Origin of the sequence: Methanolobus sp. (assembly GCF_016278365.1) — an archaeon.
Taxonomy (GTDB): Archaea; Halobacteriota; Methanosarcinia; order Methanosarcinales; family Methanosarcinaceae; genus Methanolobus.
Map to the genome: position 1 here is coordinate 1 of NZ_JADQBZ010000013.1, position 12,472 is coordinate 12,472.

The 12,472-nt window shown below is 44.2% G+C and carries 10 protein-coding genes; 9 read left to right on the top strand and 1 reads right to left on the bottom strand.

Annotation, left to right across the window (positions count from 1 at the left end; genetic code table 11):
* A partial coding sequence (locus QZZ22_RS13175; protein WP_292465704.1) for a B12-binding domain-containing protein occupies positions 1 to 508 on the bottom strand: 508 nt, incomplete at its 3' end.
* 464 nt (positions 509 to 972) lie between these two features.
* On the opposite strand from QZZ22_RS13175, the gene QZZ22_RS13180 reads away from it, so the two are divergent.
* The 9 genes from QZZ22_RS13180 to QZZ22_RS13220 all read left to right on the top strand — a co-directional run bounded on the left by QZZ22_RS13180 (position 973) and on the right by QZZ22_RS13220 (position 12,463).
* A complete protein-coding gene (locus QZZ22_RS13180; protein ID WP_292465705.1) occupies positions 973 to 1,755 on the top strand; it encodes a winged helix-turn-helix domain-containing protein in 783 nt (260 codons plus the stop codon).
* Between the two features lie 51 nt (positions 1,756 to 1,806).
* Positions 1,807 to 2,598: a winged helix-turn-helix domain-containing protein gene (locus QZZ22_RS13185; RefSeq protein WP_292465708.1), complete on the top strand. Its 792-nt coding sequence runs from the start codon at positions 1,807 to 1,809 to the stop codon at positions 2,596 to 2,598.
* A gap of 49 nt (positions 2,599 to 2,647) precedes the next feature.
* Positions 2,648 to 5,506 carry a PAS domain S-box protein gene (locus QZZ22_RS13190; protein ID WP_292465710.1) on the top strand — a complete coding sequence of 953 codons (2,859 nt, stop codon included), beginning with the start codon at positions 2,648 to 2,650 and terminating at the stop codon, positions 5,504 to 5,506.
* 10 nt (positions 5,507 to 5,516) lie between these two features.
* A complete protein-coding gene (locus tag QZZ22_RS13195) occupies positions 5,517 to 5,906 on the top strand; it encodes a response regulator (RefSeq protein ID WP_292465713.1) in 390 nt (129 codons plus the stop codon).
* Positions 5,907 to 6,541: 635 nt separating this feature from the next.
* Positions 6,542 to 7,873, top strand: coding sequence for a pyrrolysine--tRNA(Pyl) ligase (gene pylS / locus QZZ22_RS13200; protein WP_292465715.1), 1,332 nt, complete (start codon positions 6,542 to 6,544; stop codon positions 7,871 to 7,873).
* A 21-nt stretch (positions 7,874 to 7,894) separates the two neighbouring features.
* Positions 7,895 to 8,941, top strand: coding sequence for a methylornithine synthase PylB (gene pylB, locus QZZ22_RS13205; protein WP_292465768.1), 1,047 nt, complete (start codon positions 7,895 to 7,897; stop codon positions 8,939 to 8,941).
* On the top strand, positions 8,938 to 10,032 hold the full coding sequence (gene pylC / locus QZZ22_RS13210) for a 3-methylornithine--L-lysine ligase PylC (RefSeq protein ID WP_292465717.1): 1,095 nt from the start codon (positions 8,938 to 8,940) through the stop codon (positions 10,030 to 10,032). Before pylB ends, pylC begins: the two co-directional genes overlap by 4 nt.
* Before the next feature lie 2 nt (positions 10,033 to 10,034).
* Positions 10,035 to 10,814: a 3-methylornithyl-N6-L-lysine dehydrogenase PylD gene (gene pylD, locus QZZ22_RS13215; protein ID WP_292465721.1), complete on the top strand. Its 780-nt coding sequence runs from the start codon at positions 10,035 to 10,037 to the stop codon at positions 10,812 to 10,814.
* A 20-nt stretch (positions 10,815 to 10,834) separates the two neighbouring features.
* Complete coding sequence (locus QZZ22_RS13220) at positions 10,835 to 12,463, top strand: methylamine methyltransferase corrinoid protein reductive activase (RefSeq protein WP_292465723.1); 1,629 nt, start codon at positions 10,835 to 10,837, stop codon at positions 12,461 to 12,463.
* Positions 12,464 to 12,472 lie beyond the last annotated feature (9 nt).

Below are 12,472 nucleotides of genomic sequence, written 5' to 3' on the forward strand. Positions count from 1 at the left end.
TGAGGATTTCTACTGTGTCCTTCTGTCCAAGCATTGAAGTTGTCATGAGGGCAGATCCTGCGAGAAGTAATTTTGAGCCTTTGTTCTTCTTGATCTCTTCCACGAGCGTGTCATTGGATACATCCACACCCAGATCGATGATCTTGAAGCCGTTTGCACCGAGCATTGTTGACACAAGCCTGTGGCCGATATCGTGAATGTCCCCTTCCTGAACAAAAGTGATGGCAGTTCCAACACCTTCGCCGGCTTTTTCTTTTGCCAGCTCCGGAGTGAGGATTTCCATTGCAGAATTCATGGCTTTTGCAGACATCATGATCTGAGGGAGATAGATCTCTGCTGCCTCGAATTTGTCACCGATTATTTTCATTCCTACTGCAAGGCCGCCATCAATAGCCTCGACTGCCGATATACCCTCAGCCAGGGCTGCCTTTGTGGCCTCTACAGTACCGTTGATGTCCTGCTTGACTATTGAGTCTCTGAGTTTGTCTAAGATTTCATTCTTTCCCATTTGGTCACCTTATATTTTTTATTATATAGTATATTTAAATATAGTTACAACTAACCAGTGATATTTCCCTTGAAAACGAATTCCTGTCAAGGCTTTTCAGCGGGTAGCTGCTGTTAAATATTGCAATGCCTTAGTGACATATAGCCTGATTCATCCCGATTCTTCACCAACTCAGTTACATATCCATTCTGGGAAGAAAATGACATAAAAACGCGAACGGAATGTTTCAGCCTATTTGCAGGTGACCTTGTGACATGACATCTACAGGATGATTTGTTACCTGTCTTGTGAATTGTAAGTATTCATGTGAATCTACCAGTAAAATAAATTAATATAAGTCCAGCTCAAACTTGGTTTATCGAACAGGAAACAGTGGATGGAGATTCCAACCAATGGTTTAATGTAACCAATGGTCAAAAGTGCTAATAACCTAATGTCAGCACATTAATCAGGATAATAACAGTATGAAAACATCACTTGTCAATACCGTATGGTTTTCTGAAAAAAGAAAAAACCTGCTATTACTGCTCACTGAGGGAACACGCGATATAGAGCAAATTAAGAGATCACTTAATGTTACAACCCGGGCGATAATGCCTCAGATCAAGATGTTAAAGCAGCACCATCTTATAGATCAAGCCGGCGACAGTTTTAGTCTGACAACTACAGGAGAGATCATCGTTAAGAGTATGTCACCACTTTTGGAGACATCAAGGATCATAGAGGAAAACAAAGATTTCTGGACCACTCGTAATTATGATGCATTACCCTCTCATCTTTTCAGCCGGCTAAGAGAACTTGGTCATTATTTTTTAATAGAACCGGATATTAACCACCTGTTCGAACTTCCGAGGGAATTCACGGAAAATATTCCCAGATCAAAGAACATAATGACATTTGCTTCATACCTACATCCGGCTTTTTCTTCTCTCTACTCAGAGATTGCAGATTCGGTGGATGAGATTTCACTATTCCTGACCATGCCTGCTTTTGAAAAACTTAAAAAAGAACATATTGCGGATTACACCAGACTGATGAGATCCGATAGTGCAAGGATATTTCTTTTTTATGATAATATCAAGCTGCCAATGATCACGGTGACTGACTGGTTCAGCTATATCTGTCTTTTCAACGAAGAAGGAAGATATGATCACAGGGACATAATCAGTTTTGATGAGAGCGCTCTGAAATGGTGCCATGATTTTTTTGAATACTATAAGACTTATTCAAAGGAAGTGCTGCAATAAGCAACTATCATACAGGACTATTTGCATATATAAAGCCCCAGGAGGCGTAAAATGGAATCCTCGTTAATGAATACGGTGTGGTTCTCTGACAAAAGAAGGAAATTACTGCTGTTCTTGCTGGAAGGCAAAAAACATCCTGATGAAATAAAGAATGCCTTTGACGTTTCATGGCGCTCATTGATACTTCCTCTTAAAGAACTTAAAGAAGATGAGCTTATAATTAATCATAACGGGAGTTACGAACTGTCCTGCATCGGTAAAATGCTGGCAGAGAACGTAAAACCTATTGACAGGATATTGAATCTGTTTGATGGGAACACTGATTACTGGACAGAACGCGATCTTAAAGAGATACCACAGCATTTGCTTGAGCGTATTGGAGAAATAGAGAATTATACTATAATTGAACCTGACCTGAACAACATGTTCGAGCCAGCGGAACAATTCCTTCGGTCACTTCACATGTCCAAGCGCATAAATGCTGTTTTTTCTATTTATCATCCGCTATATCCGGCACTCTATTGCCAGCTTGCAAAAAAAGGAATTCCTATTTCTCTGATCCTTACAGAACCCGTACTCCGGAGAATGTGTGAGGATTGCAAGGAAGAAACGGAAAATATCCGGCAACTTCAAAACACAAGGTTTTTCCTATATAACAATGAGAAGGTTCCACCATCATTTGTAATTACTGATGATATGCTTCTTGCCAGTTTTTTTACTAAAAGCGGAAGATATGATCACAGAGACGTAATAAGTTTTGCAGAGTGTTCTCTTGATTGGGGTGAGCACCTTTTCAATCACTATAGAAGTATTTCCCGCGAATTGCCTGAGCTTTTGTTCTAGCTATCATTACCGTCTCATTCAACAGGATTATTAGAGCAAGGATGTGCAAATGCAACCAAAAGAACTGTCAATAAAAACCAAATTGATTGCATATATAGTGATAGGTGTGTTCCTGGTACTTGCCGCATCAACAGCCGTAAGCATCTCAACAGTGACCACACAGCAACGGGAACTGGCATATCTGCAATCAGTAGAAATGGCGAGGGATTACGCAAACCAGTTTGACGGGGATATGAAGGCCAATGAGGCTATTGCAAATACTCTTGCAAAAACAATGGAGCAATATAATTCTGCAGATAGGGAAGAAGTTAACAACATACTTAAAAATGTCATGGTTGAGAACCCTAGCCTTACAGGAGTATATGTAGGTTATGAACCAAATGCTTTTGACGGGAAGGACAGTGAATATGTCAATTCCGAAGGCCATGATTCAACTGGCAGGTTCGTTCCTTACTGGAACACACTACAAGGCTCTGTAAGTGTCGAACCACTGGTCTTCTATGATGAGTTCGATTACTACCAGTTACCAAAGAAAACAGGGGTTATTACAGTCACTGAGCCCTATTTTTATCAAGGCATTTTCATGGTGAGCTTTGATTCACCTATTATCAAGAACGGGGAATTCATAGGTATTGCCGGGGTCGATGTGTCACTGGACTATATTGATGATGTTGTGGGTGACATCAGAGCATTTGAGACAGGCTATGCTTTTGTGACCGGCAATACAGGCATCCTTGTATCACATCCTCAATACAAGGATGGGATTGGCTCACAGACACTTTATGATTTCGGAGTACCTGAGATATCAGAAGCTGCCGATAATATAAGGCATGGTAAAGGAGGGAGTGTGGAAACTATCGACCCTTCCACAGGCAAGGAAATAATCATGTTCTACGAGCCTGTCAAAACCGGTAACTACTCTTTCTTGCTTGTTGTCCCAAAAGAGGAAATGTTTGCAGGCGTCACAAGCCTCCGAAATAAGCTGATAATCATATCGGCTATCTCGATTTGTTTTATGGCTGTGGTATCCTATCTTATTGCCGTGTCGATAACTTCCCCTATCGATGAGATTGTTTATAACTTCAGGCAGATAGCCAGGGATGCCGTGAACGGGAAGCTGGACACCAGAGCAGATACCAAGGTACAGAGGGATTTCAAGGAGATACCGTTAGGACTTAATGAAATACTTGAGGCTGTTATAGCCCCGATACGTGAGACTGTAAGGGTGACAAATGCTCTTGCCAAGGGGAAACTTGAGACACGTACGGAGCTGGAGTTGAAGGGAGAGTTCAAGGAACTGGGAGATACGCTGGACAATTTTGCGGAATCACTCAACAATATTATTGCAGACTCAAACAGCGTACTTACTTCAATCCAGAATAATAATTTCTCACGCAGTGTATGGATACACGGGGAAGGGGACTTCAAGATCCTGACAGACGGGATAGAAGAAACAAGACACTCTCTGAATGCGGCTATTACTGAGCAGAAAAAAGCTGAGAAGGCTCTAAGGGATTCGGAGAAAAAGTTCAGGACACTGTTTGAGAGTCCCAATGATGCGATATATCTGCATGATCTGGACGGCAAGTTCCTTGAAGTGAATGAGGTTGCATGTGAAAGAATGGGATATGTGTATGAAGATTTTCTTAAAATGACATATATGGATATTGACAGTCACTATCCTGGCAGACAGATAATAAAGGTCATCAGAGAACTTTGCAAGTCCAAGAGCAACCTGCTGGAAACAGTGCATATGAGAAAGGACGGCTTTACTTTCCCGGTAGAACTGAGCAGCAGGATAATAAAATATGAAGGCACCACTGCCATTATCACCATCGCACGTGATATCAGCAAACGAAAGAAGACGGAAGAGGACCTGAAGAAATACGCTGAAGACCTTAAAAGTTCCAATGATCTAAAAGAAGAGATGGAAAGCATCATCAATCACAGCCCTGTAATAGTATTTAAGTGGAGACCGGAAAAGGACTGGCCCGTAGAGTTCGTGTCCAGTAATATCACCCAGCTTGGCTATACAGTAGAAGATTTTACATCCAACCGGATCAAGTATGCTGATATCGTACATCCGGAAGACTCTGAAAGGACGCATCTTCATTCTCCCAGGTATTACCAGCATAGATCCAGCGATATCAACTGGGAATACAGGATATTCACCAAATCCGGAGATGTGAGATGGGTGGATGAGAGGACTTTTGTCAGACGCCATAACGAAGGCGATATTACGCTGCAAGGCATCATACTTGACATCACAGAGCGGAAAAAAGCGGAAGAAGCTCTTTTGCAGGCAGAGAAAGTACGAAAAAAGGAAATCCACCACCGTGTTAAGAACAACCTGCAGGTTATCTCAAGCCTTCTTTACCTGGCATCTGAGAATTTCAAGGACCAGAATGTAATAGAAGCTTTCATGGACAGCCGCAACAGAGTCAGATCAATGGCCCTGATACATGAGGAACTGTACCAGTCAAAGGATATGACAAGTATCGATTTTGCTGATTATACCGAGAACCTGCTCGAATATCTCTCTAAGTCATACAGGATAGATAACAAGGATGTTAAGCTTGTATCGAACATTGAAAATATCTATCTGGGAGTTGATACCGCAGTGCCGCTTGGAATGGTGATCAATGAACTGGTTTCCAATTCCATGAAGCATGCTTTCCAGAACGGTGCACACGGAAAGATCACTGTTGATCTCAGCATCCAGAACACTACTCTCATACTGAAGGTAAAGGATGACGGAATTGGTCTTCCTCCTGAAATAGATTTCAGGAAAACCGAATCATTGGGTCTGCAACTTGTGACTACTCTTGTGGACCAGATAGACGGTACTATTGAACTTAATGTAAACGAAGGAACTGAGTTTCTTATAAGGTTTGAAGAAGCGAAATAGAGGTGTAAAGATGGATAACGCAAAGATCCTTGTTGTTGAGGATGAAAATGTGGTGGCACTGGAAATAAAGAAAAGACTGACAAGACTTGGATATGTAGTCCCAAGTGTTGCAGCCTCTGGGAAAGAAGCTATCAGCAAGGCAAAAGGTTTTCTTCCGGACCTGATATTGATGGATATACGTCTTAAAGGGGAGATGGATGGGATCGAAGCTGCACAGGAGATATGGACACAACTAGGTATCCCGGTAATCTATCTTACCGCTCATTCTGACGATGAGACATTAAAGAGAGCAAAACAGACCAATCCTTATGGTTATGTGCTGAAGCCTTTTGAGGAAGAGGATCTTCGGGCTGTAATCGAGGTGGCCCTTTACAGGCGTCAGAAGGAAACATGCGAATAATCATATAGTTAAGCGAAAAATATAAATATATTCAAAATTTCCTTCAGGGCCTGCTCGGTTTTCAACAGCCGGAAAGTATCTCATTTTGAACTCACTTAACTATCGTAAAGTATCATAGCACCTGACAGTTCACATAGTCATTGAAGAGTGGAACAGAATTACGCTATATACCAGCGTTGCGTAGTATTCTTTGGGAACGGAGCGTTTCTGAGGAATAGACTGGGAATCTTTTCCATCAATGTGACTCTCCCATTAGTCGGGGCCTTATCCATAGCAGGGACGCAAATTTTGCGTCCTCTGTCACTTCCTGACTGTCGGTTGGAAGAGTGTATAGTTAAATATATATATGCGAAATTATTACCTGCTTGAGTAACCTTTAAATACCTGCGTTTGTGGGCAATATATATATATGCCGATGAACAAGATTCTACATGCTAAGGATATAAAAATATGATAACATATCCTGTCAAACATTCTAACAGAAGAGGCGCAGGCTACTGGAAGAAAAGAAACCAAGAATTAACAGGAGAAATAGATATGTCATTCACTAAGAGCAAAGGAAGTAACTGGACACTGGAATACCTCGGATTCTAGGAAATGCTTAGGAAACGGTCTTCACTAAAGGAGCTGACAGCATGGAAAGAAAACCATTAGACTCATTAATATCCAAAACCGGTTTATGGGTGTCAAGGAACGGACACCTGCACGGAATAAGAAGTTGTGAGACATCACAAAAAAACCTGCGAATAACAATGGATTGCGGAGATGTTATCCAGGTAAGGAACTCCAGGTCCAGTCGGGCCGCGAGATCTCTTCGAAACCATAAATATAACAAGCCCTGCAAGAAATGCAGACTAGCAGAAGAAAAGATCAAAGATTTCTCTAACAAGATTGCAAGAAAAGACGAAGTCAGAGTCACGGTAAAAACAGTGCAATCCGCACAATTCAATCCTGTTAAAAATGATATACCGGATACATCAGTGTTATCCGAAACCTTGCAGCCTTCAAACACTATTGCAAAACCTCATATCCATAATTCTCCTGAAGAGCGAAAGGCATCTGCTGATGCACAAAATGTTAAACCACAGCCAAGACCTCAACAGCCCAAGGTAACAAAACCTGCAAGCCGTCCCTTCCAGAAGCATGCCAAACCGGAGAAAATTGAGTTCACCCAGACCCAGAAGAACAGGATACTGTCGTTACTGGCTCCTGATGAAATGATATCTTTCTCAAAGGAAAAGCGCTCTTTTGCAGAGATCGAATCGACCCTGCTAACACAGAGAAAGAAGGATCTCAGGATGATGTATGAAGATAGCAGGGAAAACATGCTTGGTAAACTTGAGCGCACTATAACAGAGTTCTTTGTTGATATGGGATTCCTCGAAGTAAAATCCCCCATACTTATTCCTTTTGAGTATATGGAGAGAATGGGTGTGGGTGAGGACAAGGAACTCTCCCGGCAGATATTCAGGGTCGGTGACAACATGTGCCTGCGCCCTATGCTTGCTCCCGGGCTCTACAACCATCTTCGGAAATTCGATAATGTGCTTCCCGACCCCATCAGGATATTTGAGATAGGACCCTGCTACAGGAAAGAATCCGATGGCAACAGCCATCTCGAAGAGTTCACCATGCTCAACTTCTGCCAGATGGGATCCAGATGCACCCGACAAACCCTTGAATCTCTCATAGGGGATTTCCTCGATTTTCTGGGCATCGAATACGATATAGTTGCAGACAGTTGCATGGTCTATGGAGATACCATTGATATCATGCACAAGAACATGGAACTCTCATCCGCAGTTGTCGGACCAATCCCTATGGACATGGACTGGGGTGTTAACAAGCCCTGGATAGGAGCCGGCTTCGGGCTTGAAAGACTGCTTAAAGCAAAAAACAATTTCAAGAACATAAAATCCGTTGCAAGATCAGAATCCTATTATAACGGGGTCTGCACTAACCTCTGAGGTGATAGCTTGCTAAATAACATGACACAAAACGACCTGGACAAGTTTGCAGGGAAGATACTGGAAGGGGCACAACTCTCTGACGAAGAACTCCGGGAACTGCTCAGGATGAATGGCAACGAGCAGCTTGAGAAGCTTTTTTACTTATCAAGGAAGGTCAGGGATCATTTCTTCGGAAACAAGGTTTTCCTCTACAGCTTCGTTTATTTTTCCACCTACTGTAAGAACAAGTGCACTTTCTGTTATTACAGGGAAAACCATGAGATAAACAGATATCGCCTAAGCATCGAGGAAGTGCGCAATATATGCCGAGCACTGAAAGGTGAGAGTATTCATATGATTGACCTTACCATGGGAGAAGATCCTTACTTCCATGAGAAACCTGAATATTTCATTGATGTTGTAAGGGCCGTAAGGTCAGAGCTCGACCTTCCCATTATGATATCTCCAGGAGTCATGGAAAATGAAGTGCTAAAGAAACTGCATGACAATGGCGCCAACTTCCTTGCCTTGTACCAGGAGACACACGACCGGGATCTCTACCGGAAACTGAGGGTCGGACAATCCTTTGAGGACAGAGTAAATGCCCGTAAATTTGCCAAGAGCATCGGTTACTGCGTTGAGGATGGGATACTCACCGGTGTCGGCAATGACATCGAATCGACCATAAGATCACTCAGAGGCATAGAGACAAATACTCCTGACATGGTGAGAGTCATGACATTCGTACCACAGGAGGGCACACCTCTTGAAAATGTGGACCGCATATCAAGCATCGAAGAGCTGAAGATAATAGCTATTCTCAGGCTTATGTTCCCTGACAGGCTCATACCGGCATCCCTTGATCTCGAAGGAATTCCGGGAATGGTGCACAGGCTCAACGCCGGAGCAAATGTGGTGACATCCATAATACCTTCGGATTCCGCGCTTGAAGGAGTCGTTAACTATGACAGAGGAGCCGAAGAGAGGCACAGGGATCCGAAAAGCGTCGTAGAGTGCCTGAAGACCATGGGGATGGAACCTGCAAGCCAGGCCGATTTCAACAGGATAGTGGGGATGGTAGCATGAGAAACCTGATTCTGATCGGGGGTAAACTGCAGGGATTTGAAGCAAGTTACCTTGCAAAGAAAGCCGGGATGCGCGTAGTGCTGGTTGATAAGAAGGAACATCCCTTTATAGCGGAAGTAGTGGATGAGTTCCATTGTTTCGATGTCACAAAAGAACCGGAGAAACTCATCGAGCTCTCAAAAACAGCAATGGCACTGCTCCCCGTTAACGAGAACCTGGGAACTATCAATTTTCTGAAGACATTAAGAGACAAGCTCGCCTGCCCCATGCTCTTTGATTTCGAGGCCTATCATATCAGCATGGATAAGAAAAGATCAAAAGAGTATTTTCGCTCCATCGATATACCCATGCCTCTGGATAACCCGACATCGCCTCCCTATTTTGTGAAGCCTCCATGCGAGAGCAGCAGTATTGGTACTTCCATCATTTACGATGAGAGCGGGCTGGAAGGACTCGATACGTCCATGCTCATCGAGGAATATGTTGAAGGAGATGTTGTCTCCCTTGAAGTCGTAGGGGACGGTGAGCGCTTTGAAGTTGTCAGAGAGACCATGATCCATATAGACGGGACCTATGATTGCCACATGGTAACACCCCTAAACACTTATCCTGAGTTCAGGGATCTGGCCTATAAACTTGCAAAGCACCTGAACCTTAAGGGAATCATGGACGTCGAGGCAATAGACAGTGCCAAGGGCCTGAAAGTTCTTGAGATCGATGCAAGGTTCCCGAGCCAGACACCCACGGTAGTTTACCATTCCTCCGGAGTGAATCTTATCGAATTACTTTTGCAGGCATTCGTGACAGGGGTCCGGGAAAATGAGGCCATCCCTGAGAAGAACTTTTGTACCTATGAGCACCTGCTCTTCATGGACGGTCAGCTTATCCCCGTTGGTGAACATGTACTATCACAGGGCATTGATTATCACCAGTTCCATGCATCTGAAGGTCTTGAGATCTTTGAGTGCAGCGGAGAAAGGAAAGTGTTCACGCTCATAAGCTGGGCTCCCGGAAAAGAAGAGGCAGATCTTAACAGGCAGAGAGGGTTAAACATGCTTAGAGAATATCTTGCCATTGGTCAGGAGGCCTGAAAATGGCGCTTCTGACACCCCGGGACCTTGAGAACCTGTCACTGCAGCTTGAAGAAAGCGATGCCACTATAAAAAGGGTCACAGGGCTGGATGTTCGGGGAATCTGCGAAGAACTGTATGGTACAAGACCCGGCGCCCAGAAGATCGGCATCATACCTATAACCTCGGGTGAAGGCGTCATCGGTAATTTCGCATCCTCACTGCTGTTCATTGCACAATACTTTGGGCTTGAGGGAACCATTACTGAACATCCTGACATAACCGGCTATTATGAAGCGGTCTCGCAGGGAGCTGATATAATACTCATGGCAGATGACCACATGTTCGTTGCACATAACCTGCGCAACAGAAAGATAGTGAGCAACCATGTTGCCACCGGAGTCATTTACGCCGAGATAGCATCCAGGTTCAGGGAAGCATCCTCAAAAGATATCCTTGTGATTGGCCTTGGGAAGGTAGGTTATGCAGGTGCTGCCCATCTTGTTAAGAAAGGATTTAATGTGTATGCCTGCGACCCTAACAGGGAATTTCTGGACAAAGCTGTAAAGGAACTGGGAATAAATCCTTATTGCAGGGAAGACAGGAAAAGGTTTTCCATGGTCCTTGAGGCTACTCCCAACCCCGATACTATATCTGAGGGTATGATAGAGGAAAGATGCCTTGTTTCAACACCTGGCATACCTTGTGGTTTACCTCCGGAAATTGGTAAAAAATATCGTGTGGACCTTGTCATGGAACCCCTGGTCATCGGGGTCGCATCTATGCTGTATTCTGTTATATGATTTAAAAAGGAGATTAGAATATGTATGTGATATCCCTGGACCTTGGAACAAGCGGTTTCAGATCGCAACTGATAGATCTTGAAAAACAGGAAACCATCAAGACGGTTATTACTATGGGGCATCCGCTCCCGGGAGGGAACGTGATGGATCATCTGGATTTTGCCATTGTGACGGGAACTGAAATTGCACACCGGCTTATGGTGGAAACCGTGAAGAAGATTTTAGAGAAGTTTGCTGTGGAGCCTGAAAGTATCCTGCGCATTGCAGTATGCGGGAATCCTATCCAGCTGTCCCTGTTCCAGAACATAGAGATCAGGGACCTTGCATACGCAGGAAAGAATAAGCAGGAAGCTTTAGGTGTCCAGGATGTCAAAAGGGATGCAAGGGTTTTTCCTGCAAATGATATATTTAAAGGTATCTTTGAGATGGATAACTGCGAGATAATTATCCCGCCTGCCATAAAGCACGAGATAGGCGCCGATGCCCTGGCAATGATGCTGGAGACTGATTTTATAAACCAGAACGAACCATGTTTAGTTACGGACTACGGTACAAATGCAGAAATGGCCTTGAAGATAGGCGACAGGATAATGACAGCAAGTGCAGCTGCAGGCCCGGCTATCGAAGGCCAGGGTATAGACTGTGGCATGCTTGCAGGCCCGGGAGCAATAAGCGATGTCAACGAGGAAAATGGCTACTGGAGACTCACTGTACTTGACGGGGTACTGAACCCTGTAAAAGGACCCCTTGTAGACCCTCTGACGGGAGATACCATCGAGAGTTCGGAAGCTGTGCCAAAAGGCATCACAGGTACCGGGGTAATTTCCACTATTGCGCTTGCGCTCAAGGAAGGGCTTATCAGAAAACTTCCCAGACTCCCCAACGGAAAGATAACGCTTGGCGACGGGATCTCTATTACTGACAGGGATGTGGAAGAAGTCGGAAAGGCAATAGGAGCTATCCGGGCGGCACATATGACACTCATGGTCGAAGCTGGCTTGAAATACGAGGACCTAATGTACTCTTACATGTCCGGTGCAACGGGCACCTATGTAGATGCGGAAAAGGCAAGACACATAGGCTCAGTTCCGGGTTTTTCCAAAAGAATAGTCCAGTTCGGGAACACCTCCATAGGACTTGCCCGGAAAATAGCTATCGACCGCTCTAAGCTCGATGAGGTCATAACGGTAGCAAAAAGGATACAGGCCGACCATGTGATGATGGCTACCAGCGAAACGTTCAAAGAGATATATATGTGCGAGCTTGCCACATGGCAGCAGGGGATGCCTTCAGAGATGTACGGCCAGATGCTACAGATGTACGGCATTCCACCGTTCCCGGAGGACCGCAAGGTTGTAGATATCGAGAAAAGAGTTAGAAGAGATATCGATGATGTGGGATACCTTGGGCTTGATATTGTAAAAGACATTGGAATAATACTGGAAGCTCCAGTTGAAAAGTGCGTCCTCTGTCATCAGTGCGAAGAGGAGTGCCCTGAAGATGCACTGGTCATTATCGAGAAGAAAGAAGGAAGATTTGTAGACATCGACAGCCAGAACTGCCTTGGCACAAGCTGCAGGCGCTGCGTGACCATCTGCCCCGAGCAGACCATCAACCATGCATTACTGAAGATCAAGGAAAAAGAGTAAAAGGTTGAA

Coding starts and splice junctions, on each gene's coding strand:
- QZZ22_RS13180 (WP_292465705.1), top strand. CDS start 973: ATGAAAACATCACTTGTCAATACCGTATGGTTTTCTGAAAAAAGAAAA.
- QZZ22_RS13185 (WP_292465708.1), top strand. CDS start 1,807: ATGGAATCCTCGTTAATGAATACGGTGTGGTTCTCTGACAAAAGAAGG.
- QZZ22_RS13190 (WP_292465710.1), top strand. CDS start 2,648: ATGCAACCAAAAGAACTGTCAATAAAAACCAAATTGATTGCATATATA.
- QZZ22_RS13195 (WP_292465713.1), top strand. CDS start 5,517: ATGGATAACGCAAAGATCCTTGTTGTTGAGGATGAAAATGTGGTGGCA.
- pylS (WP_292465715.1), top strand. CDS start 6,542: ATGGAAAGAAAACCATTAGACTCATTAATATCCAAAACCGGTTTATGG.
- pylB (WP_292465768.1), top strand. CDS start 7,895: ATGACACAAAACGACCTGGACAAGTTTGCAGGGAAGATACTGGAAGGG.
- pylC (WP_292465717.1), top strand. CDS start 8,938: ATGAGAAACCTGATTCTGATCGGGGGTAAACTGCAGGGATTTGAAGCA.
- pylD (WP_292465721.1), top strand. CDS start 10,035: ATGGCGCTTCTGACACCCCGGGACCTTGAGAACCTGTCACTGCAGCTT.
- QZZ22_RS13220 (WP_292465723.1), top strand. CDS start 10,835: ATGTATGTGATATCCCTGGACCTTGGAACAAGCGGTTTCAGATCGCAA.